This window comes from Haliea atlantica (genome assembly GCF_054779855.1).
Map to the genome: position 1 here is coordinate 221,681 of NZ_BAAGXL010000005.1, position 22,890 is coordinate 244,570.

Annotated in this window: 16 protein-coding genes; 5 read left to right on the forward strand and 11 right to left on the reverse strand. The window is 65.9% G+C overall.

What is annotated here, in order from left to right:
* Positions 1-13: 13 nt before the first annotated feature.
* The 4 genes from ACYVGS_RS06275 to ACYVGS_RS06290 all read right to left on the reverse strand — a co-directional run bounded on the left by ACYVGS_RS06275 (position 14) and on the right by ACYVGS_RS06290 (position 4,514).
* Entirely contained in the window at positions 14-1,483 is a 1,470-nt protein-coding gene (locus ACYVGS_RS06275) for an AsmA family protein (RefSeq protein WP_460587811.1), read from the reverse strand.
* A 63-nt stretch (positions 1,484-1,546) separates the two neighbouring features.
* Positions 1,547-3,022, reverse strand: a complete 1,476-nt coding sequence (locus tag ACYVGS_RS06280; RefSeq protein WP_460587812.1) for an MDR family MFS transporter — start codon at positions 3,020-3,022, stop codon at positions 1,547-1,549.
* A complete protein-coding gene (locus ACYVGS_RS06285) occupies positions 3,019-4,068 on the reverse strand; it encodes an efflux RND transporter periplasmic adaptor subunit (RefSeq protein WP_460587813.1) in 1,050 nt (349 codons plus the stop codon). Before ACYVGS_RS06285 ends, ACYVGS_RS06280 begins: the two co-directional genes overlap by 4 nt.
* On the reverse strand, positions 4,065-4,514 hold the full coding sequence (locus tag ACYVGS_RS06290) for a MarR family winged helix-turn-helix transcriptional regulator (RefSeq protein WP_460587814.1): 450 nt from the start codon (positions 4,512-4,514) through the stop codon (positions 4,065-4,067). The genes ACYVGS_RS06285 and ACYVGS_RS06290 overlap by 4 nt, the downstream gene beginning before the upstream one ends.
* 150 nt (positions 4,515-4,664) lie before the next feature.
* On the opposite strand from ACYVGS_RS06290, the gene ppnN reads away from it, so the two are divergent.
* The 3 genes from ppnN to ACYVGS_RS06305 all read left to right on the forward strand — a co-directional run bounded on the left by ppnN (position 4,665) and on the right by ACYVGS_RS06305 (position 8,012).
* Positions 4,665-6,026 (forward strand): nucleotide 5'-monophosphate nucleosidase PpnN, encoded by a 1,362-nt coding sequence (gene ppnN / locus ACYVGS_RS06295; RefSeq protein ID WP_460587815.1) that lies wholly within the window; start codon positions 4,665-4,667, stop codon positions 6,024-6,026.
* Positions 6,027-6,100: 74 nt separating this feature from the next.
* Positions 6,101-7,570 carry an amidase gene (locus tag ACYVGS_RS06300; protein WP_460587816.1) on the forward strand — a complete coding sequence of 490 codons (1,470 nt, stop codon included), beginning with the start codon at positions 6,101-6,103 and terminating at the stop codon, positions 7,568-7,570.
* A gap of 7 nt (positions 7,571-7,577) precedes the next feature.
* Positions 7,578-8,012, forward strand: coding sequence for an SRPBCC family protein (locus ACYVGS_RS06305; RefSeq protein WP_460587817.1), 435 nt, complete (start codon positions 7,578-7,580; stop codon positions 8,010-8,012).
* 6 nt (positions 8,013-8,018) lie between these two features.
* Here ACYVGS_RS06305 and ACYVGS_RS06310 read toward each other — a convergent pair whose 3' ends face one another.
* From ACYVGS_RS06310 to ACYVGS_RS06340, 7 genes are all read right to left on the reverse strand, one after another.
* The gene (locus ACYVGS_RS06310; protein WP_460587818.1) at positions 8,019-10,988 is read right to left on the reverse strand and encodes a diguanylate cyclase domain-containing protein; all 2,970 of its coding nucleotides are present in this window, start codon (positions 10,986-10,988) and stop codon (positions 8,019-8,021) included.
* On the reverse strand, positions 10,985-13,138 hold the full coding sequence (locus ACYVGS_RS06315) for a PQQ-dependent dehydrogenase, methanol/ethanol family (RefSeq protein WP_460587819.1): 2,154 nt from the start codon (positions 13,136-13,138) through the stop codon (positions 10,985-10,987). Before ACYVGS_RS06315 ends, ACYVGS_RS06310 begins: the two co-directional genes overlap by 4 nt.
* A gap of 113 nt (positions 13,139-13,251) precedes the next feature.
* Positions 13,252-14,844, reverse strand: a complete 1,593-nt coding sequence (locus ACYVGS_RS06320; protein ID WP_460587820.1) for a Na/Pi cotransporter family protein — start codon at positions 14,842-14,844, stop codon at positions 13,252-13,254.
* Complete coding sequence (locus ACYVGS_RS06325) at positions 14,845-15,318, reverse strand: Dps family protein (RefSeq protein WP_460587821.1); 474 nt, start codon at positions 15,316-15,318, stop codon at positions 14,845-14,847.
* 187 nt (positions 15,319-15,505) lie between these two features.
* Positions 15,506-15,940 (reverse strand): acyl-CoA thioesterase, encoded by a 435-nt coding sequence (locus ACYVGS_RS06330; RefSeq protein ID WP_460587822.1) that lies wholly within the window; start codon positions 15,938-15,940, stop codon positions 15,506-15,508.
* Between the two features lie 116 nt (positions 15,941-16,056).
* Positions 16,057-18,030: an oxidoreductase gene (locus tag ACYVGS_RS06335; protein ID WP_460587823.1), complete on the reverse strand. Its 1,974-nt coding sequence runs from the start codon at positions 18,028-18,030 to the stop codon at positions 16,057-16,059.
* A gap of 21 nt (positions 18,031-18,051) precedes the next feature.
* Positions 18,052-18,612: a nuclear transport factor 2 family protein gene (locus ACYVGS_RS06340; RefSeq protein WP_460587824.1), complete on the reverse strand. Its 561-nt coding sequence runs from the start codon at positions 18,610-18,612 to the stop codon at positions 18,052-18,054.
* Positions 18,613-18,740: 128 nt separating this feature from the next.
* Between ACYVGS_RS06340 and ACYVGS_RS06345 the strand changes: the two genes are divergently transcribed.
* Together ACYVGS_RS06345 and ACYVGS_RS06350 are read left to right on the forward strand one after the other, a co-directional pair.
* Positions 18,741-20,510 carry an FAD-dependent oxidoreductase gene (locus ACYVGS_RS06345; protein ID WP_460587825.1) on the forward strand — a complete coding sequence of 590 codons (1,770 nt, stop codon included), beginning with the start codon at positions 18,741-18,743 and terminating at the stop codon, positions 20,508-20,510.
* Positions 20,511-20,585: 75 nt separating this feature from the next.
* A complete protein-coding gene (locus ACYVGS_RS06350; RefSeq protein WP_460587826.1) occupies positions 20,586-22,847 on the forward strand; it encodes a TonB-dependent receptor in 2,262 nt (753 codons plus the stop codon).
* Positions 22,848-22,890 lie beyond the last annotated feature (43 nt).

Sequence of the window (22,890 nt, forward strand, 5' to 3'; positions counted from 1 at the left end):
GCCTCGCGACGGCCTATTCCGGTGTCGCGGGTGCCTCCTCGCGGTCGCCCCCGAGCAGGCGCTGCAGCAACCGCCCGGCTTCCTTGCGGGCCTTGCCTTCCAGCTCGTTGCGCGCCAGGTCGGCGAGAATGCTCTCGGCATCGACCCGGCACCAGTCCTGCGGTGACGTGCCCAGCTGGCCACGACACTTCACGGGCCAGTCGATGGCGGCCAGGCGCGGGTTGATCCGGCAGGCCCGGTCTGTCTCGCCAAGCCCCTCGGACAGCCGCGCGCGCAACTCGGCGCGCAGGTCGCCGGAGAGCAGCGCCAGGCGCCCGTCGCCACGCAGCTCGATGTGCTCCAGACTGCCCCGCAGCGGGTCCAGTCGCATCTGGCCGTCGGCAAAATGCAGGGTGGCGTGCAGAGGGCGCAGCTCGGTATCGGCTGGAAACGCCGTGCTGAGGGCTTCCTGGTTGACTTGCGCCACCACCTGGCAAAGCATGCCTTCGACACCGATATCGCGCAGGGTAAGCGCGTCACTGTCCAGCTCCACGGTGCCACTCAGGCTCTGCAGCAGCTCGTCGGTCTCGGCACCCTCGGCGCGCAGTTGCCACTGCAGGTCGCCTTTGCCCTGCAGGCCGGCTTCCAACTCCATCGCCTGCAGCAGTGCTTCCAGGGACAGTCCGCTGAGTTTGCCCTCCAGGGCATAGCGATTGGCCGTTTCGCCGATCCAGATGCTGCCCTGGGTAGCCAGCTGTCCCTGGTGCAGATCCCCGGTCAGGGAGTCGATGCGCAGGTCACCGCCAGCGCGCAGGCGAAGTTGCAGGATCACCGTCGTCAGGGGGTGTTGTTGAATCTGCAGGCGCTCTGCCCGGAGCGTGGCGCGCATGTCCGCAAGCTGGAACTCGCCGCTGCCATTTTCCAGGGTCACCCTGGGCTCGCCCGATGCCTCGCGCACGATCGCCTGCAGGTCCTGTAGTTGCAGATTCTCCAAGCCCGCCGCCGTCAGCAGACGCCCTTCCAGTGTCAGCGTAAGCGGCTCGTCGCCGGGGACGGTCAGGTCCAGGCTGATGGGCGTTGGCTCGCCGGCGAGATTGATATCCCGGGCTTGGAAGCTATTGATCAGCAGTGGCTCGCCCGCGGTTTTGCCGGGCTGGGGGGGCAGAAAAACCCGGGCCTGGCGAATGCTCAGGCTGTCGATTTCCGCTCGCCCCTGTAGCAGGGGCAGCAGTTTCGCCGCCAGGCTGAGGGTTTCGGCGCGTACCCGGGTGGGGGACTCGCCGGGCAGTGTCAGTTCCGCGTCGCCGAGTGCCAGGGCCAGCTCCGGAAACAGGCGCAGACTGCTGTCTCCGTGCACTTCCAGCACTGCGCCGGTGCGCTGTTCCAGCTGCGTGGCGGCGAGGCTCACCAGGCGCTGCTGGTCCACCAGGAGCCAGGCCAGCAGGCCGCCCAGGGCGATCAGCAGCAGTGGCAGGCCAATGATCAGCAGAAGCAGGCGTCGCATGGCAGGTCTCCCTTGGCGTAGTGGTCTGGCTCATCCTAGCAGAGAGCCCCCGGCGGAACAGCTTTAGTGCCGCGCCTCGCGCAGTAGCAGGACCAAGGGCATGGCCAGCAGGTTGATCCACAGCAACAGCAGGAAGTCGTTGGCAAAGGCGATTTCCGCGGCCTGGCGCTGGACCTCACCGATCAGCATGCCGGGTACCGCGGTCAGGGTGGAGGTGTCCGGCAGCAGGGCGAGCAGCGCCGGGTCCGGCTGCAGGCGCTCGGACAATTCCTGCTGGTTGATCCACAATTTGCGGGTCAGTACCGACATGACAATTGCCACACCGATGCTGTTGCCGAGGTTCCGCGCCAGGCTGTAGAGCCCCGCCCCCTCGTTGCGCAGCTGCGGGTCGAGGGTGGCGTAGGCCAGCGTGGTCGTGGGTACCACCACCAGGCCGAGGCCCAGGCCCTGCAGGAGCCCGGTGATGATCAGGTCGCGGGTCCCCACCTCCAGGGTGAAGCCGCTCATCTGCCAGAGCGACACGCAGAGCAGGCTCATGCCCGCCAGAATGACCGCCCGGGCGTCGACGTAGCGCAGCAGCCGTGGCGCGGCGAGCATGCCCGCCATGGTGCCGATCCCCCGGGGCATCAGGACCATGCCGGCGGTCATTACCGGATAGCCCTGCCACTGCTGCAGGAAGGGTGGCATCAGCGCCATGGTGGCCAAGAGCACGATGCCCAATAGGAAGGTGAACAGGGTGCCGGTGACGAAATTGCGGTCGCGGAACAGGGCCGGGGACAGGAAGCTGTTGCGGTTGCCGACGCTGTGTACGGTAAACAGGTACATCGCGAGCAGCGCCAGCAGGCAGTAAATCTGTATTTCCAGCGCCTCGAACCAGTCCACATGCTCGCCGCGGTCCAGCAGCAGCTGCAGGCAGGCCACCGCCAGGGCCAGCAGCAGGAAGCCGCCGAAATCCATGCGCTGGCGCTCCCGGGGCGAGGGCGCGATGGTCAGCCAGATGCCGACAAAGGAGATGATGCCCAGGGGCACGTTGATGTAGAACACCCAGCGCCAGGAATAGGCGTCAGTGAGCCAGCCGCCCAGGGTCGGCCCGAGAATCGGGCCGAGCATGACGCCCATGCCCCACAGGCTCATGGCGGAGGCGTGTTTCTCCCGCGGGTAGCTGTCCAGCATGATGGACTGGGACAGCGGTGCCAGCGGGGCACCGAAGACGCCCTGGAGAATGCGCCAGAAGACCATTTCCTCCAGCGAGCCGGCCTGGCCACAGAGCATGGAAGTGAGGGTAAAGCCGACCACGGCGGTAAGCATGACCTCGCGGCGCCCGTAGCGCTTGGCCAGGTAGCCCACGGGCAGGGTCATGATGGCGGTGGCTACAATGTAGGAGGTCAGCACCCAGGTGATCTGGTCGCTCCCGGCGCCCAGGTGGCCCTGCATGTGGGGCAGGGCTACATTGGCGATGGTGGTGTCCAGTACCTGGATGATGGTGGCCAGCATCACACTGGTGGTGGCCAGCCATGGCAAGTGCAGTCGCGGGCTCACGGGAGCAGGGCGGTGAGCGTATCGCCGGGTTGGTTGATGGCGGCAGCGACAGCCTCGCGGACATCAATGTGCACCTCGGCACTCATCCCGGGGCGCAGGGTGTAGTCCCGTGCGGGCATGGCCAGGCGCAGCCTGACCGGCACCCGCTGTACCACCTTGACCCAGTTGCCGCTGGCATTCTGGGCGGGGATCAGGGCGAATTCCGAGCCACTGGCCGGGCTCAGGCTCTCCACTTCGGCTTCCAGTGTCAGCCCGGGGTAGGCATCCACTTCCACACTGGCGGGCTGGCCAGCGCGGATGTGTTCGAGCTGTGTCTCTTTCAGGTTCGCCTCTACCCATACCGTATGCGTGTCCATCACGGTCAGGAGGGTGAGGCCACCATGGGCCATTTCACCCACCTGGGGTACTTCGTTGGCGATGGTGCCGGCGACCGGTGCCGTGATGCGGGTGCGCTCCAGCTGATAGCGGGCCCGATCCAGCTGGGCCTGGGCCACGCGCACGTCTGCCTGGGCCTCCAGGGGCGCCTCCGGGCTGCCTCCGAGTTCGGCGCGCAGGGCCGACAGCTGCTGGGTGGTAATCGCAATCTGCGAGCGGGCACGGGCCAGTTCCTGGCGCGCCTGGTCCAGCTCGGATTCGCTGATGGCGCTGGGGCCCATTTTCTCGCTGCGCGCCAGCTGGCGCTCATAAAAGGCGGTATCGCTGCGCGCCTGCTCCAGGTTTGCCGCGACCTCCTGGTAATCGGCGCGGCGCGCCTCGACCTGGTTGCGCACCAGGGCCAGGTTGGCCTCCGCCTCGGCGACCGCGATGCGATAGGGGGTATCCTCTATCTGCACCAGCAACTGGCCGGCTTCGACCGCCTGGTGGGCGCGCACGGGAACCTCGACGATCTTGCCGGAGACCTCGCTGGAGAGGGCCAGTTTGTCGGCCTTGAGGTAGGCGTTTTCCGTGCTGACACTGCCGCGGCCGCCAAAAACCAGCCACAGGGTGACCAGGCCGGCGACCGCAATGCCCGCGCCCATGGAAAGATGTCGACCTGTCCGTGTCACTCGCTTGATTCCTCCTTTGCCAGATTTGCGCGTACGCGTGCCAGAAGCCCGCTCAGCTGCTCCACTTCCGTCTTGCTCAGGCCCGCCAGGGCGTCGCTCCGGGTCAGGTTGGCCACGTTGCGCAGGGTATCCAGAACCGGTTCCGCCGCCTCGTGCAGGTAAATGCGGAAGCAGCGACGGTCGCCCTGATCCCGGCGGCGCTCCACCAGCCCCTCCTGCTCGAGGTTGTCCAGCTGACGGGCCAGACTGATGGGCGCCACATCCATCCGCTCCGCCAGTTCGGACTGCTTCAGGCCCTGCTCCCGGGTCAGTTGGTAGAGCACCTGCCAGCGCGAGGTGCTCAGGCCGTGTTCCTTGGCATAGCGATCGAAGGTCCGCCGCAGCAGGCGGGCTGCCTGGTGCAGCTCCATGGTCATTTGCGAGGCGGTTTCCCGAACCGTGGGCATTCCGGACTCCCTTAATTGAAAGTACGCTTATTATAAGCATGCTTACTAATTTGGCAAGCCCGAAGCTGTCGGCTGTGCCTTTTCCGGCGTGACCGGGCCTGAATCTGCTACAGTCGTGTTCCCCGAAAGAGCCCGGAGAACGCCGCAAGCATGGAAAAGATCGCCCGCGCCACCATCAACCCGATCAAGTCCCTGAACCTCCTGTCCCGGGCGGAGATCGAGGCCTTCACCACCACCCGCAAGGACCTGTTTGACCTCTATCGGCGTTGCGCACTGGCGATCCTCAACACCGACAGCAACCAGGACGACGCGGCGGAGATCTACGCGAATTTCGCTGATTTCGATCTGCGGCTGGTGCCCCAGCCGCGGGGCCTGCGCATCGAGCTGTTCAATGCCCCGGCCCAGGCCTTCGTCGACGGGCGCATGATCCGCGGCATCCAGGAGCACCTGTTCGCCGCCCTGCGGGACATCGTCTACACCGACATGAAGATGTCCGTGGACGCCCACAACGGGCACCTGGACGCCACCAACCAGGTCTTCCGCATACTGCGCAATGCCGACATTGTGCGGCCCGACGTGCCGCCGCGGCTGGTGGTGTGCTGGGGCGGCCACGCCATTCCCCGCGAGGAGTACGACTACGCCAAGGATGTCGGCTACGCCTTCGGCCTGCGTGGCCTGGATATCGTCACCGGCTGCGGGATCGGTGCCATGAAGGGGCCGATGAAGGGCGCGGCAGTGGGCCACGCCAAACAGCAGATCAAGGACGGGCGTTATATTGGCATCAGCGAGCCGGGGATCATTGCCTCGGAGTCGCCCAACGCGATCGTCAATCAGCTGGTGATCATGCCGGACATAGAAAAGCGCCTGGAGGCCTTCGTGCGCCTGGCCCACGCCATTGTCGTCTTTCCCGGCGGTGTGGGGACCGTGGAAGAGGTGCTCTACCTGCTGTCGATCCTCATGCACCCCGACAACCGCCACAGCCTGCCGCTGGTCTTTGCCGGGCCCGCCCATTGCGCGGAATATTTTCAGGAGCTGGAGCGCTTCCTGGTCACCTGTCTTGGGGAGGAGGTTCGGCAGCACTACCAGGTGGTACTCGGCGAGTCGCACCGGGTGGGGCAGGCGGTGCGTACGGCCGTTCAGGATGTCCATGCCCGGCGCCGGCGCAGCCAGCAGGCCTACTACTACAACTGGGAGCTGGAGATCGCGCCGGACCTGCAGGAGCCTTTTCTGCCGACCCACGCCAACATGGCGGCCCTGGAGCTGCATCGCGGGCTGCCCTGTCATCAGTTGGCCAGCCAGCTGCGACGGGCGTTTTCCGGCATGGTGGCGGGCAATGTAAAAAGCTACGGCATTGAGCAGGTACGTCGTCACGGCCCCTACACTCTGCACGGGGAAAGGGATTTGCTGGCGGCGACCGACCGTTTATTGCGTATGCTGGTACGCGAGAAGCGCATGAAGCTCGGGGAGGGTGAAGGCGAGTACCGGCCCTGCTATCGTATTGCCGCAGCCTGATAACCTAAATCGAGCGGCGGCGCTCGTGCCCGACAGACTGTGCTGCCGCCGACAGGTGCCGAGGAGGCCCCGCCATGAAGATTCTCTATCGCAGTGCCTTTGCCCTCGCCGCAGATATCCGCGAAGGACGGCTGAGCTCCCGGGAGGTGGTGGCGTTTTTCCTCGAGCGTATCGAGCGCCTCAATCCGGCCTTGAATGCGGTGGTGGCACTCGATACGGAGGGGGCCCGGGCGCGCGCGGAGGCCGCTGACCAGGCGGTGGCCCGGGGCGAGTTCTGGGGTCCCCTGCACGGGGTGCCGGTGACCATCAAGGACGCCTTTTGCACCCGGGGGCTGGTGAGCACCGGCGGTGACCCCCGGCGCCGCGACGCGATGCCCGAGGTCACTGCACCGGCGGTGCAGCGCTATATCGATGCCGGTGCCATTGTTCTCGGCAAGACCAACGTGCCCTTCATGAGTGCGGACCTGCAGGCCTACAACGAGATCTATGGCGCCACCAACAATCCCTGGAACACCGGGCGCACCTCGGGGGGCTCCTCGGGCGGTGCGGCGGCGGCCCTGGCGGCCGGCCTCACGCCACTGGAGCTGGGCAGCGATATCGGCGGGTCGATCCGCACGCCCTGCCATTTCAACGGCGTCTTCGGCCACAAGACCAGTTACGGTATTGTTCCCCATGGTGGCCACATCCCACCCGGGGAAGGGGTCCTCTCGGAACCCGACCTGTCGGTGGTCGGTCCCCTGGGAACTTGCGTCGAAGACCTCGAGCGCGCACTGGACCTGTTGGCGGGGCCGGAGGGGGACGCGGCGAGTGCCTGGCGCCTGCAACTGCCGCCGCCATCATTCCGCGACGTGTCGCAACTGCGGGTGGCGGTATGGGCGGACGACGGCTTTTGCCCGGTGGACCGGGAGGTGCTGCGCTGTGTGGAGCTGGTCGCCGGTTCCCTGCAGCAACTGGGCGCGACGGTTGATATGGACGCGCGACCCGCTATCGACCCGGAGGCCAACCACCACAACTACACCCAGTTGATGATGGCCGTGATGGCGCCGGGCATGCCGGCCAAAGTGCGCGAGGCCGCCGCCGAGGCGGTGGCCGCCGCGGACCCGGAGGACATGCGTGAACCGCTGCTGCAGATGCGCGGGCTTGCCCTGGGGCACGGCGAATGGCTGCGCCAGCGGGAGATCCGCGAGCGCACCCGGGCGGCCTGGGCGCGCTTTTTCGAGGATTGGGATGTCCTGATCTGCCCCTGCGCCCCGGTAGCGGCATTCCCCCACGATCACACCCCCGACCTGCAGCAGCGTCGCCTGCAGGTCAACGGCGGGCCGCAACCCTACACCAACCTGCTGCGCTGGGCCGGCCTGACCCTGAATGCCCTGCTGCCGGTCACGGCAGTGCCGGCGGGTCTGACCCTGGACGGACTGCCGGTGGGGGTGCAGGTGGTCTCGCGCTATTTGGGGGACCGTACTTCCCTGGCAGTCGCCCGGCTGCTGGAGGGACATCACCGGGCCTTCGTTGCCCCACCGGGCTATGCCATTGAGAGGAGCTGAAAAGCCAATGCATGAATTTACCGTGGAAAAGATCGTGGATGCGCCTGTCGCCGGCATGTGGCGGGTAGTGGCGGACTTTGCCAACCTGGACTGGTTTCCGGGCGCGGAGCGTTCCGAGGCAGTGGGTGGGCCCGGTGTGGGCCAGGTGCGCCGCATCTACATGCCGGGCATGGACGCCCCGGTGGAGGAAAAACTGCTGGCGCTGGACCCGGAGAGTCACACCCTGGAGTACGCGGTACTCGAGGGCCCGGTAAACGTGTTGCGTGACTACCGGGTCGTTGCCAGCCTGCAGGAGGCGGGGCCTGACAAGACCCGTGCCATCTGGCAGGCTGCGTTTTCCGGTGTCGCCGTCGACGGCGTCAGCCCGGAGGACATGACTCAGGTCATGCGCGACACCTATGACGGCATGCTCGAGGCAATGGCGGCAGCCGCCCGCGCCTGAGCGGCCTCAGTCCGCGGTCGCCACCTCGAGACGGTTGCGCCCGCGGTGCTTGGCGCGATACAGCGCGTGATCGGCCCGCTGCAGCAAGGTGTCCGGCCCCGCTTCCGCTGACGGCCAGGCGGTGGCACAGCCGAGGCTGATGGTAACCGCGTCGCCCAGGGGGCTGTCCGGGTGCGGCAGCCCCAGCTGGCGGATTTTCGACTGGATGCGACGGGCAATCGCGGTGGCAGCCTCGCTGTCGGCCCCCGGCAGCAGGGCGATGAACTCCTCGCCGCCGTAGCGGGCGATCAGATCTTCCTCCCGCAGCACACCCTGCTCCAGGGCTTCGGCCACCTGGCGCAGACAATCGTCCCCGGCCTGGTGGCCGAGCCCGTCGTTGTATTGCTTGAAGAAATCGATATCCAGCATGATGATGCTGAGGGGCGCTGATTGCGCGGCGCACTGGCTCCAGGCCGAGGCCAGGTTCTCGTCGAAGTAGCGGCGGTTGGCGATGCCGGTCAGGCCATCCATGCGCGAGATCGCCTCGACCCGCGAGAGGGCGATCTGCAGCTCCCGGGTACGCCGGTTGACTAGGGTCTCCAGTTGCCGCTGGCGCAGGGTCACCCGGTAGAGGGCCAGCCGATAGAGCCCGAGGATGATGGCAAGAGCGCTTACGCCGGCAATCAGGCGGAACCACCAGGTCTGGTACCAGTGTGGCTGGTGGTACAGCGCCAGGCTTGCCTGTGCCGGGCTGTTGGCCGCGAAGCTGCCCGAGGCCGTGACCGCTTCAATCGACAGGCGCATGTCGCCTGCTGGCAGGCCGGTAAAGAAGGCAGTGCGGCGATTGCCCGCATACTGCCAGTCATCGCTCATGCCCTCCAGGCGGTAGCGGAACTGCAGGTCGGTGGGGTTGCCCAGCCGGGGAACCGTGTAGTCCACCTCCAGGCTGGAGGCTTCGGGGGGAAGCTGTAATGGTGTTGTGGTGTTCAGCGGCACGCTCTGTCCATTCACGCGCACCGCTTCAATCAGTGGGGTGAAATAGCCGGCGTCCTGTCTCAGGTCGCGGGGGTCGAAGGCCACCAAGCCGCGATTGTTGGCAAACCACAGGCGCCCGTCTTCGGCGCGCCAGCCCGCGGGCTGGTAGCCGCCGAGGAACTGTGCCGAGCGCAGGCCGTCGCGCTCATTGTAGAGGCGGGCATTGACCCGCTCGGAGCGGCCCTCGGCGACGGCATTGAGCTGTGCCCGCGGAATCTTGACCAGGCCGTCGGCACCGCTCATCCAGAGGTTGCCCAGGCGGTCTTCCAGAATCGCCAGCACCGAGAGCTGGGGCAGCCCATGCTTCTCGGTGAACTGAAACAGCTGGTCGCCATCGAGGCGCGCGAGCCCGGATTCCCGGCTGCCGATCCAGAGCATGCCGTCGTCGTCTTCGTAGGTGGTGGAGATCAGGCTGCTCTCGAGCCCCGCTTCCTGGCTCCACCACTGCATATGATCGCCCTGCATGCGCAGCAGGCCATTGTTGCTGGCGATCCAGAGTCGCCCCCGACTGTCTTCGTTGACCTGACGGTAGAGCGTGTCGGGCAGCTGCTCGAGCCGGTGAAAGCTGCCTTGGGTATCCAGCCAGCCGATGCCGCCGTCGGCGCTGATCCACAAGCGCCCATCGTCGGCACGGTGAAGGCCCATGATGTGATTGTCCGGGAGGCCGTCGTCCTGGGTGAAGTGGGTGACGCTGCCATCCGGGGAGAGGCGGTTGAGGCCGCCGCCGAAGGTGCCTGCCCAGACGGTATTGTCGGCGTCCACCCACAGCGCCGAGATATTGTGGTTGGACAGGCCGTCGCGGGTATCGAAACGGGTCACCTCGCCAGCGGGGGTCAGCCGGAACAGGCCGCTGCCCTCGGAGCCGGCCCAGATGGCGTCATCCGTCGGGCTCTGGGTCACCACGAACATTGCATCCGCCAGGCCTTCCGGCGCCCCCCAGGGCAGGAAAGCGCTGTCGCGCAGGCGATAGACGCCGTTCAATGTGGCGGCCCAGAGGTTGCCCTCGCGGTCCTCGAAAAGGTCGAAGACATAGCCGGGCTGGGTGCTCTCCAGGGGGACTTCCACCACCTCGCCATCGGGGGACTGTCGCCACAGGCCCTTGGCATAGGTTCCCAGCCACAAGTTACCGTCGCTGTCGCGCAGGGTGGAGTGAACCGGGAAGCGCCCCTGCAGGGGGTGTTGCAAAGGGGAGACCTCGCCATCGCGCAAGCTGTAGAGGCTGCCGGTGATGGTACTCAAGGTCAGCCCCAGCTCGGGATCGTCGAAAATCAGGTGAACCTGGGTGGAGTCGAGCCCCTGGCCCTCGGTGTAATTGCGGAAGCGCTTGCCATCGAAGTAGCTGACACCATTGGTGAGCGTGGCGAACCACAGGCCGCCCCCGGCATCCTCGGCAATGCGAAAGACCCGGTTGTCGGTGAGCCCGTCGGCGTGATGCCAGCTGGCGAACTCGCCATCGCGCAAACGCGAAACGCCCCCCGAGGTCGCGAACCAGATGTCGCCATTGGCGCTCAGGTGAATGTCGTGAACGATGTCATCCGCCAGGCCGTGTGTTTTGTCCAGCACGCTCAGGTCGCGCCCGTCCCGGTGCAGGACGCCGCCGCCGTAGGTGGCCAGCCAGAGGCTGCCATCCTCCGCCACTTCGATATCGCGGATATCGTTGGAGCGCATGGCGGGCTGGTTCTGCTTGTTGAACAGGGTGAAGCGCTTGCCGTCAAAGCGCACTAGACCATTCTTGGTGCCCAGCCAGAGATAGCCGTCGGGATCCTGGCGCGCGACCCAGACCGTGTCGGAGGGCATGCCCTGGTCGCGCCCGAAGCGGTCGTAGAGGTATTGGCTGGGCGCGCGTTCCGGGTCCAGGGCTTCGCCCGCCAGAGGCCAGAGGCTGCCGGCGCCGACCATCAGTGCAAGCGTCAGCCGCGCGATGCAGCGCTGCCCCGCTTGCCTGATGGTCCTCGCTCTCACTCAGTGGTTACCCGGATCAGCCAGGCGGTAGCCCGGGCAATGGTGTCCGTGGCCTTCTGGCGGATGCTCGCCAACCAGCCGCCTTCCTCGCGCAGGGCCTGGTCCTCGTGGGCCCGCTCGATGATCCAGGCGTGGATGTTGCGGACGTCTTTTTTGTCGAGTACGTCGTCGAAGCGGGGCATGCCAGCCTTCTCCATCAGGCCCTCCAGCAGGATGGCCTCGAAATTCTCGTGCCAGACCGGGTCCAGGCGGCGCATGTCCGGGATCGAGCCATCCCCGACGGCGTCGGCACCGTGGCAGCGGGCGCAGTAGCGATTGAACAGCTCGCGGCCCTGCTGCAGTTCTTCCTCGGTGGCTTCCATGCGCGGCGGCGGTGGCGGGATGTCGACCACCGGCATCGGCGGCAGGGTGGCCACGCCCCCGAGCTTGAAGGCCATGATGCGATTGTTGGGGTTGCCGACGGGGAAGTTCTTGCCCATCGCCATATTCAGGGCGCCACCGCGACCCACCGCGACGGCCACGTATTGCTCACCGTCGACCCGGTAAGTCACCGGTCCCGCCATGGTGCTGGTCTGGGTGGGGAAAGTCCACAGGACTTCGCCATCGTCCGCGCGCACGGCGATAAAGCGACCATCCGAGGTGCCCTGGAAAACCAGGTTGCCGGCGGTGGCGAGCACGCCGCCGTTGTGGATGTTGGGGTGCGGCAATTTCCAGGCGGGGGCCTGCTTGACCGGGTCCCAGGCCAGCAGATGGGCCTTGGGCAGGTGCTTGAGCATGGCCTGGGTAAAGCGCTGGGAAGACTGGGCGTCGCTGCTGATGTCGTAGCCGGTATTGAAGTGCCGCTTCAGATGCTTGTAGTCCACGGGCAGGATTTCATCGAACAGCATGCCCATGTCCAGTTCGGGGATGTACAGCAGCCCGGTGTCCGGGCTCCAGGCCATGGGGTGCCAGTTGTGGCCGCCAATTGGCGAAGGATAAACCCAGGCCGGCTCGCCGTCGTAGTCCTGCCCTTCGACCTCCACCGGCCTGCCGGTTTCCATGTCGTAGTGGCTGGCCCAGGTCACTGTGGTGAAGGGCTCGGCGGACAATAGCTCGCCGTTTTCGCGATCCACCACATAGACAAACCCGGCCTTGGGTGCCTGCAGGATGACCTTGCGCGGCTGCCCCTCCCAGGGAATCTCCGCCAGAATCATCTGCTGGGTCGCGGTGTAGTCCCAGGCTTCGCCCGGCACCTGCTGGTAGTGCCAGAGGTATTCGCCGCTGTCGGGGTCGAGGGCGACGATGGAGGTCAGGAAGAGATTGTCGCCACCCCCCGGGCTGCGGATGCGGCGGTTGTGGGGCGCACCGTTGCCGACCCCGATGTAGAGCTGGTCGAGCTCGGCATCGTAGACAATGCTGTCCCAGACGGTGCCGCCGCCACCGTACTTCCACCACTCGCCGTTCCAGGTTTCCGCGGCCATCGCCATGGCCTCGTTTTCAAAGCCGTCGGCCGGGTTGCCGGGAATGGTGTGAAAGCGCCAGACCAGCAGCCCGGTTTCGGCATCGTAGGCACTGACATAGCCGCGGGTGCCGAATTCGGAGCCGCCGTTGCCGATGAAGACCAGCCCCTTGGCGGCGCGCGGGGCCCCGGTGATCGAGTAGGGCTCATTGGGGTCGGTGGTCTGTTGCGACCAGAGTTGCTCCCCGGTATCGCGGTCGAGGGCGATCAGGCGCCCGTCGATAGTGCCCAGGAAGAGGCGATTGCCCCAGGCCGCCATGCCGCGATTGACCACGCCGCAGCAGGCCTTGATGCTGGCCTCCCGGGGCACCTCGGGGTCGTGTTTCCAGAGCAATTCTCCCGTTTTTGCATCCAGGGCCCAGGCCGTGCTCCAGGCACCGGTAAAGTAGAGGACCCCGTCGATCACCAGTGGGGTGGTTTCCAGCCCCAGCTTGGTGTTGGTTTCGAAATACCAGGCCAGGCCCAGTTCCGCGGCGTTGCTGTCCTTGATCTGGTCCAGCGGGGAGAAGCGCTGTTCGCTCCAGGTGCGGCCGTGGCTCAGCCAGTGGTCGCCGTTGGTCTCGGCTTGCAGCATTCGTTCCGGGGTAACCGGTGCGGCCAGGCTGGCGGGCCCCAGGGCGGCCAGCAGGCACAGCAGGAGGATCTTGCGCATGATTATTCTCTGCATCGGGACAAGGAAACTCCCCACTTTAGCAGGAACGCCAAAGCGACTGCCACGCGCGGGTCGATTGCAGTGCCGGAGACAGTGTCGATAGTTGAACCCGGTCACGCTTCCTGTGCCCGGTCGTCTGCCGGCGCGTCGGGGTAGATGATTTCGGCAATATGCAGGATGCGCTTGGCACTTTCCTCCAACAGGGCCACCACATGCAGGCGCCGGGTGGCCTCGGGTGCCGGGATGCGGCCGGCACGGATGTCCTCCAGCAGGGCGGCGCGCCGCTGTCGGCGCAAGTGCTTGAGCTGGTCCAGCGCCCGCTGACGATCCGCCTGATTGCGGGCTTTCAGCTCGCCGGAGCGCAGCAGCTGCAGTAGCTGTTCCCGGAGCTCGTGATTGAGGGCCGCGTCGACATCCACGGCTGGCAACTGGGCGAGCTCCAGCAGGGATTCCCGCAACTGGCTGCATTCCTCCCGCGCCCAGGTCAGGCCGAGAAACTGCTCCGATTGCTCGGCGCTCAACCGTTGGGCGCCGATGCGGTTACTGTACTCGGCAATATGCGCCAGCAGCAGGCCCGTACGCAGATCCTCCTCCAGCGGGCCGCTGTCCGGGGCGATAATCAGGCGTCCGCGTCCCAGCAGCTGCTTGAACACCCGCTTGAGCTCCGAGTGCAGGGCGGCGACGCCCATGGCCGGCAGGGCCAGCACGGTGTCGTCCAGGTAACGCGGCTTTTCCGAGGCCAGCTCGGGCTGGCGGATCCAGCGCTCGACCCGGCGCAAGAGGGCATCCGAAAGCAGCCACATCAGCGCCAGACCCAGCAGGTTGAACAGGGTGTGGAAGAGGGCCAGGCCGGTACTGATGTTGGTGCGGGTGTCGCCGCCCGACAGCTGCTCGGAAACCCACCACAGGGGGACCAGCAGGATCAGCGCGATCAGGCCGGTGAAGATTTTCTCGGTCACGTGGACCAGGGCCAGGCGCCGGGCATTGGCGGTGGCGCCGATACTGGCAAGCAGGCTGGTGACGGTCGTGCCGATGTTGGCCCCGATAACCAGGGAGGCCCCGAGAAGGGGTGTCAGCACACCGGTCACCGAGGCAGTCAGAATGATGGCGAGGGAGGCCGAGGAGGACTGGATCAGCGCGGTGAGCAGGGCGCCGAAGAGGACGCCCAGCAGAATGCCGGGCACGCCCGAAGCGCCGAGGCGTTCGATGGGGATCAGATCGGCGACGTCGATGAAGGCATCGCGCAGCATGCCGAGGCCGAAGAACAACAGCCCGAAACCGACCAGGGCGGTGGCAATGTGGGTGCCGCGGGACTGGCCGACGACCAGCCTGACCAGCATGCCGGCACCGATCAGTGGCAGTGCCACCAGGTCCACCTTGATGCGCAGTCCGACCAGGGCCACGATCCAGGCGGTCATCGTGGTGCCCACGTTGCTGCCAAAAACCACCCAGGCCGCCTGCTTCAGCCGCAGCATGCCGGCGTTGGTAAAGCCCAGGGTGGCGACAATCACCGCACTGGAGGACTGCACGAGTGCGGTAATGCTGAAACCGGTAAGCGCGGCCCGCAGGCGCGTCCGGGTGGAGCGCTCAAGGACCGTCGCGAGGGTGTCGCCGGCGGCGGCCTTGAGGCCGTCGGTCATCATGCCCATCCCCAGCAGAAGCAGCCCGAGGCCGCCCAGGGACAGGCCGAGACTCTCCCAGCTCACTTACTGCAGGGCGCGCAGCATCCAGGCGGTTTTCTCGTGAACCCGCATGCGGTCGGAAATCAGCGCGGCGGAGGATTCGTCCTCGGCATCCTGGGCCAGCTTGAGCGCCTTGCGGCAGGTCTTGACCACCTGCTCGTGGCCCTGGGTGAGCAGCTTGACCATCTCGCCGGCCTCGGGAATCTCCTCGACTTCCTTGATCGCGCTGAGCTTGGCGAAGGCCTTGTAGGTGCCCGGTGCGTAGACCCCGAGAGTGCGGATACGCTCGGCAATTTCATCCACCGCGGTGGCCAGTTCAGTGTAGTGTTCCTCGAACATCAGGTGCAGTTCGCGGAATTGTGGCCCGGTCACGTTCCAGTGGAAGTTGTGGGTCTGCAGGTACAGGGTGTAGGAGTCCGCCAGTAGCCGTTTCAGCCCGTCGGCCACGGCGCCCCGGTCTTTCTCGTTGATACCGATATCGATCTTGCTCTTGCCCATGGTGTTCACACTCCTTCGTGATGCCGAAATCATTCTAACGGGCCCCTGCAGTAAAGGACCAGCAGTTCCCGTTGCCAGTTTCTCGTCTCAAACTATAGTCATTTGAGACCTGCAGTGACATCGCATTGGGTCGACCGTCGCCATTCAGAAAACTGAAGGATGTTTTGCTGGGGTCGGGCCGCCCGCGCTAGCCCAGCGCCTCGATCTGGTCCCGGAAGCCCGGGGGCAGGGGGATGACCTGGCGTGCCTGGTAGTCAAAGAACAGCAGGGTGGTGGCTACCCGCGCCACTTCTTCTCCACTTGCCGCCTTGCTGATCCGGTAGACGAACTGGAAGCTGCTGCGCTGGAACTCCCGGGCGCCCAGCTCGATAATCAGCTGCTCGCCGTATTCGGCTTCTGCCAGGTAGGCCGTTTCGGCGTGCGCCATGATCAGGCCGGCCTCCTCGAAGGCCACGGCCTGGCTGTGGCCGAGCTGGCGAATAAAGCGCAGCTGGGCCTCCATGGCGATTGACAGCATGCGGTCGGCGCCGACGTGGTTGGAGGCGTTGACGTCGGTGTAGAGCACGTCGTAGCTGGTGCTGAAGGCGAAGCTGAGCGGAAGTTCAATGGTCTTGCGGGACATGCGTGCCTCGGGTTCTGGCCTGGGGGCGCCAGCATACTACCCGCGGCGACGCCGCGACACAGCCAAATGGGGGGCGCCCGCTGCACCCGCTTGCCGGCTGGAGCCTGCCCCGGCGCTCAGCTCAGCAGGGAGCGGGCCAGGGCGTGCGCCTGCCGGGTGGCGAAAACCGCTCGCCGCGGGGCATAGGCGTCGCCCAGAACATGCACCCCGTCGCGCTGCGTCTTGACGCTGTTGTAGGGCTCGGTGACCGATACGCCGCCACAGGCCAGGACAATCGAGTCCCAGGGGCCCAGATCCCGCTCGCGGGTCGAATAGACATGCCGAAGGCTGAGGCTGTGGTCGCCGATGGCAGTGACTTCCTGCATGGTGTGAATGGTCACGTCCCGGGCGTCCAGGCGCCCCATGATGGCGCCGAGGGTGTAGCGACCGATCAACTGGGCGGGTCCGTTGGTGCCGTAGATGAGGGTGACCTCGTGTCCACGTTCCGATAGAAAATCGGCCAGCAGCAGGGGTGGCAGATGATCATCCTGGGCCACAATGGCAACCCGCTGACCGGGCTGCGCGCGCCCCGCCGGCACATCGCGGGCCTCCAGCACCCAGTCCTGGTCGACGCCAGGGATGTTCGGGCGGCGCGCCGTGGCCCCCGTGGCGAAGGCCACCCAGTCGGCCTCCCGCTCGAGGACCTCTGCAGCGTCTGCGCGGAAACCGGTTCGCAGTTCGACGCCGAGGCGATCGAGCCGGCGGGTCTGCCAGTCGAGGTACTCCGTGTAGCGGTGATTGCCGGGTGCCTGCATTGCGTAGCGCAACTGCCCCCCGAGCTGGTCCTCCGCCTCCCACAGCGTTACCTGAACACCGGCTTCGGCCATGCTGGCTGCCAGTTCCAGGCCAGCGGGCCCGCCGCCGACAACCAACAGCCGGCGCTGTGCACGATCGGTACGTGCCGGGCGCCAGCGCTCCTGGCCCGCAGTCGGGTTGACGGTGCAACTGAAGGGAATGCCCTCCACATAACGACGGCTGATGCATTCGTTGCAGCCGATGCAGGGGCGAACCTGGTCCGACTCGCCGCGTTCGGCCTTGGCGATCAGCTCCCCGTCGGCGATGATCGCCCTGGCCAGACCCACCACGTCGGCGTGGCCACTGGCGAGTACGGACTCGGCGACTTCGGGGCTGTTGACCTTGCCGGTATAGACCACCGGCAGGCCGATGGCGCTGCGCAGCTGGCCGGCCAGCTGCGACCACTGGGCGGGCTGGAAGTAGTCCGGCTGGATGTAGCTGGGGTTGCCCCAGGGGTTGCCCACCACGCCGTGGACATAGTCGATCAGCCCCGTGGATTCCAGGTACTGGGCGATTTGAATGGCGCCCTCGACCTGGTAGCCCCGGGGGTGCTCTTCGCGCAGGTTCATGCGCACGCCCACGGTGAAGTTGTCACCCACCGCCTCGCGAATGGCCTGCAGTACCTCCCGGGTAAAGCGGCAGCGGTTTTCCAGGGAGCCGCCGTAGCGATCACTGCGCTGGTTGGTCACCGGGGAAAGGAACCATTCGTGGAGGTCGTCGTGGTTCAGGTGTATCTCCACGCCATCCGCGCGGCCCTCGGCGGCCAGTCGGGCCGAGGCTGCGTATTCGCGAATGAAGGCGTCGATGTCCGCCTGGTCCATGACATGTGGCATCAGGTTGATCACCGGGGCGCTCATCACGGGGGAGGGGGCGTGGGGCATACCACCCTGGTGCACCATCTGCACGGTGACGCGGGTGCCGTGGCGGTGCATGGCGTCGGAGAACTGCTGGATGCGTTCGACGAACCACGGCAGACGAAAGAAACCGTGAGTGGTGGCGCCGACCCCCGTGGGATCAAAGCCGGGAATCAGGTGATTGCCCAGCAGTGTGGAGAGAGCGCCCACCCAGGCCAGCCCCGCGCCGGCGCGCGCGTCAAAATAGGCGATGTTCTGCAGGGCTTCGTCCTCGCTGCCATAAATGTTGCCAATGGCGGAGGCGTGGGGCGGGCTGGTGGTGCGGTTGCGCAGTTCCAGCGTGCCAATCTTCAGGGGCTGGAACAGGTGCGGGAAGTGGGGCTTTGCCGGGGAAGCGTGCATGGGCGGGGGTCCTGTAGCGTGTTATTCGGGGGTGTTTGTCGAGCGGTAGTCCTGCCACCCGGGGAGGGACTCCGGGTAGTCCGCGGGGCGCTGGTCGCCATAGGCGCGTTGGCGCAGCGTGCTGCCCAGCCCGTCCGCGTATTCGGTGACCGGCAGGTAATAGAGAAAGGCCAGCTCCCGCGACTGGAAGCGCCAGGTGCCAGCGTCCAGCCGGTACTGGTCGTGGTAGCGCATGGCACCGATAAGTGCCTGACCATTGCGCCAGACTTCGGCGTGGGAGGTGACCAGGCCGCTGGCGGATGCGGGGTCCGCATCATCGAATTGGATAATGTGATCGTGGGTGAAGTGATTGCTGATACCCAGTACCTGGAAGCGGCCGACGAACTGTTCGACGATGGCGTCGCGACCGCTTGCCGCCATGACCCCGTCCCGGGAAGCAAAGTGCGCGTCGGCGGTGAACAGGGCCTGGATACCCGCCAGGTCGTGGTCGTCGATGACCAGGCCGTAGCGCGCGACCAGTTCGCGAATGGCATCCCGGGCTTCCAGCCTGGCAATACGCGACTCGAGGGAATGTTCGTGCATGGGCTTTGCCTCTTTGTTTGAATTATATTAAATTCAATAAAGATAGTAGGCGGCGCCTCGCCGGCCTGTCAATAACACCGGGTGTGCAACCTGCGGTGCGCCGCGGCATAACAAACAGGAGACACGGGATGACAAACAGCGACAGAGCACGTGGGGGGCGCCGGGATTTCCTGCGCGCAACGGCGACACTGGCCGGGGCTGGCGCACTGGGTGTGCCGGCGGCGATGGCCAGTGACGGCGGCGCTCCGGGAACCACCTACGACAGCGAGGTGGATGTGCTGGTGATCGGCAGCGGGGCGGCGGGCTGCACCGCCGCCGTGACAGCTGCCGCAGGGGGCGCACGAGTGATGCTGGTGGACAAGGCGGTTGCCCCCGGGGGCACCACGCGCATGGCCAGTGGGGTGGCCTGGATTCCCAACAACCCCTGGCTGCGGGCCAGCGGCAAGAGCGACCCGGAGCGCGACTGCCTGCGCTACATGGTGCGCTATGCCTACCCCGAGTGCTTCCGCGACGATCACCCCACTTTTGGTCTCGACCCGGCGCGTTATGCCCTGCTGGAAGCCTTTTATCGCAATGGCTATCGCGCGGTCGAGCAGCTTGAAGCCCTGGGTGCCAGCCGCTTGATGCAGTTCGAGCTGCCCGGCGGCGTGGGGCCATCGCCGGATTACGCGGCGCATTTGCCGGAGAACCGCACGCCCCGTGGACGCTCGGTCTGGCCGCGACCCGACGCCCCCCACGGTGGCCGCGGGGCGGGGCTGGTTGACGGCATGGTGGCCTGGTTGCGCGAGCGCGGTGCCCAGGTGCATATGGAACATGCACTGAGTGAGCTGCTGCTGGAAGAGGGGCGAGTACAGGGTGCCCGGCTGTCGACACCCGCGGGCGAGCGGCGGATTCGTGCGCGGCTGGGAGTCATTGCCGCCACTGGCGGCTTTGCCCACGCGCCGGAGCTTCTCGAGCGTTACCAGCGCATGGCCTACGGCACCTGTGCGCCCCCGGGTGGCACCGGGGACTTCCTGGTCGCCGCGACGGCTGCGGGTGCGATGCCGGGGGACATGCAGACCGCTTGGCGAACCCAGGTGGTCCTCGAGGAGGCACTGCAACAGCGCCGCGTGGGCGGGCCCGTGCACATTCCGCCGGGGGACTCGATGATTATCGTCAACAAGCACGGCGTGCGGGTCGCCAACGAAAAGCGCAACTACAACGATCGCAGCCGGGTGCATCAGGTTTGGGATCCGGTGGCGGTGGAGTACCCCAATCAGTTCCTCTTTCTGGTGATGGACCAGCGCACGGTGGAAACCTACGCCGGCAATCCGCCCCTGCCGATTGAGCCCGGCGACTCCCCGCACCTGGTGCGCGCACCATCGCCGGAAGCACTGGCCGGGGCGCTGCAGGCGCGCCTCGACAGCCTGCGTGCGCAATACGGCATCGCTTTCAGCCTGGGTGATGACTTTGCCGCGGCGCTGGAGGCCACCCTGGAGCGCTTCAACGGCTTTGCCCGACGCGGTGTCGACGAGGACTTCCAGCGCGGGGGGCATGTGTCAGAGGTGGACTGGCAGGCGCACTTTTCCCGTCGCCACCGGCAGCCGGATGCCCCCCTGGCCACGATGCCCAACCCGACCATGTACCCCATCGATACCACCGGCCCGCTGTATGCCGTCATCCTGGCGCCGGGAATCCTGGATACCAGTGCCGGTCCCATGATCGACGCCAGCGCCCGGGTGCTGGATGCGGCGGGCGCGCCGATTCCCGGACTGTATGGGGCGGGCAACTGCGTGGCGTCCCCCACCCGGGAGGCCTACTTCGGGGCGGGCGGAACGATCGGGCCGGCGATCGCCTTCGGTCATATCGCCGGCAACGCGGTCCTGGCGGATCACAAAATTTCCGCGACAGAGTATTGACATGTTTGCGTCAAGCAACTAACTTTAACTTTAATAAAGTTTAAATCCAGTAATAGTCGATAAAAAGGTCAGATCATGAACCATTCCGCACGCTTGTTCCCCCGCAAGTCCCGGCTGGCTGTCGCCATCGCCGCCCTTTCCACGGTTGGCTTCGCCGCCACCCACGCCCAGGCGCAGATGCTCGAGGAAGTGGTTGTTACCTCCCAGAAGCGGGCTACCAGCCTGGATGTCCAGGAGGTCCCCACCGCGATTTCCGTCTACAGCGGTGCCGCGCTGGAAGAGGCCTTCGCCGTGGATCTGACCGATGTGGGCCGGATGGCCCCCAATGTGCAGCTCAACCAGGCGGGCACCTATCCTGGCTTCGCCAACTTTTTCATCCGCGGCGTCGGTCTCAGCAACACGACCCGTTCCCAGGATCCGGCAGTGGGTGCCTTCTTTGACGGCATCTACGTGGGCTTTGGTCCCAGCTCGATCGCCGCGGCCTTTGACTTCCAGTCGGTGGAAGTGCTGCGCGGGCCCCAGGGCACCCTGTTCGGCAAGAACGTGACCGGCGGCGCGGTGTCGGTGACCAGCCGGCGCCCGAGCCAGGACTTCGGCGGCTACGCCAAGTTCCAGCTGGGCAACTACGACACCGTCCAGGTGACCGGTGCCGTCGATCTGCCGGTGACGGATGATCTCGCCCTGCGCATGGCCGGTACCAGCCGCTCCCAGGATGGCTTTTACGACAACCTGGAAAACGGCCTGACCAAGGCGGAGGTCGATTACGACATCCTGCGCCCCTCGCTGCTGTGGACGCCCACCGACCGCATCTCCGTCACCGCCATCGGCGAGTACTACCGCAGCCGCGGTGGGTCCTCCGCGGCCCAGAACCTGGACAGCCGTATTGATCCGCGGGTTGCCGGACCGGCCACCGTGCAGCGGGTCTTCGACTACACGCCGCCCTCGGACAAGTACGACATTCGCCACGAGAACCAGGGCTACGTGGACGCGGAAACCAAGATGCTGATTCTGGATGCGAGTTACGAGGCGGATCACGGCATCTTTACCGTAATAACCGGTGCCCGCGAGGTGCGTTACGACTCGTCCACCGACTTCGATGGGTCCCCGTTCACCGTCTTCCAGTTCCCCGATAACCGCGAGGACCAGGAGCAGTTTTCCATCGAGGCGCGCTACGCGTCGAAGTTTTCGGATGTGATCGACTTCACCGCCGGCCTGTTCTACTTCACCCAGGAGTACGACATCGGTGAGCGGCGGGAGATCTTTGTCGGCGGGACGCCGGCGGATCCGACCATTGTGCAGCAAGTGGGCCTGGCCCAGACCGACGACGAGTCGGTGGCGGCCTTCGGTGAGGCCACCTGGCACCTGACCGATGATTTCAGCCTGCTGTTTGGCGGTCGTATCACCCAGGAGGACAAGGAAGTGCTGTTCTGCCCCTTCTCCTTCGATGCCACTGTGTATTCCTCTCTGTCCATGGGCGATTGCGCCAATCCGATTTCTGACGACGAAAGCTGGACCAGTTTCTCGCCCAAGGTGGGTGTGAACTGGCACATCGCCGAGGACATCTTCGGTTACGCCAGCTGGTCCACCGGCTTCCGCTCGGGTTCTTTCAACATTCGTGCGCCGCGTCCGGAGGTGCTCGGTCCGGTCGACGAGGAAGAAGTGGTGACCTGGGAAGCGGGTGTGAAGTCCGAGCTGCTGGACGGGCGGATGCGTCTCAACGTGGCCGTGTTCCACAGTGCCTATGACGACATCCAGCGGACGATCTCGGATACCATCATCGTCGACGGCAACCCCCAGGTCGCTCAGGTTCTGCGCAACGCCGCGGAGGCCACCATCAGTGGCATCGAGGTCGAGAGCTCGCTGATGCTGACCGATAATTTGACCGCCGACTTCACCTTCGGTTACCTGGATGCCAAGTACGACGAGTTCCCCGGCATTGATGCGGACCGCAACGGGGTCTACGAGCCGGGCATCGACGACCCGGCCGCGGAAGATCTCGAGTTCGAACGGGTGCCCGAGTTCGAGTACACCCTGGGCCTGCAGCACCGCTATCCGATGGGCGAGTCCGCTGAGCTGAACTCGCGCGTGGCCTACCAGTGGCGCGATGACCACTTTGTGGATACCTTGAACAGCCCCAGCATTGCCGTGGATGCCTACGGCCTGCTGGACGCCAGCATTACCTATGACCGCTATGTCGACGGCTGGTCGATTGCCGTGTTCGGTCGCAACCTCACCGACGAAGAGTTCCACGACTTCGGCTTCGACGGCGGCACCCACCGCGCCGTCTGGGGTGGGGTTCCGCGCACCTATGGTGTCGAAGTCACGGCACGTTTCTGAGGTCGCCATCACCTCCCGGGGCCGCAGGGCTCCCGGGAGGTGT

Coding starts and splice junctions, on each gene's coding strand:
- ACYVGS_RS06305 (WP_460587817.1), top strand. CDS start 7,578: ATGCATGAATTTACCGTGGAAAAGATCGTGGATGCGCCTGTCGCCGGC.
- ACYVGS_RS06315 (WP_460587819.1), bottom strand. CDS start 13,138: ATGCGCAAGATCCTCCTGCTGTGCCTGCTGGCCGCCCTGGGGCCCGCC.
- ACYVGS_RS06325 (WP_460587821.1), bottom strand. CDS start 15,318: ATGGGCAAGAGCAAGATCGATATCGGTATCAACGAGAAAGACCGGGGC.
- ACYVGS_RS06330 (WP_460587822.1), bottom strand. CDS start 15,940: ATGTCCCGCAAGACCATTGAACTTCCGCTCAGCTTCGCCTTCAGCACC.
- ppnN (WP_460587815.1), top strand. CDS start 4,665: ATGGAAAAGATCGCCCGCGCCACCATCAACCCGATCAAGTCCCTGAAC.
- ACYVGS_RS06290 (WP_460587814.1), bottom strand. CDS start 4,514: ATGCCCACGGTTCGGGAAACCGCCTCGCAAATGACCATGGAGCTGCAC.
- ACYVGS_RS06350 (WP_460587826.1), top strand. CDS start 20,586: ATGAACCATTCCGCACGCTTGTTCCCCCGCAAGTCCCGGCTGGCTGTC.
- ACYVGS_RS06340 (WP_460587824.1), bottom strand. CDS start 18,612: ATGCACGAACATTCCCTCGAGTCGCGTATTGCCAGGCTGGAAGCCCGG.
- ACYVGS_RS06345 (WP_460587825.1), top strand. CDS start 18,741: ATGACAAACAGCGACAGAGCACGTGGGGGGCGCCGGGATTTCCTGCGC.
- ACYVGS_RS06335 (WP_460587823.1), bottom strand. CDS start 18,030: ATGCACGCTTCCCCGGCAAAGCCCCACTTCCCGCACCTGTTCCAGCCC.
- ACYVGS_RS06275 (WP_460587811.1), bottom strand. CDS start 1,483: ATGCGACGCCTGCTTCTGCTGATCATTGGCCTGCCACTGCTGCTGATC.
- ACYVGS_RS06300 (WP_460587816.1), top strand. CDS start 6,101: ATGAAGATTCTCTATCGCAGTGCCTTTGCCCTCGCCGCAGATATCCGC.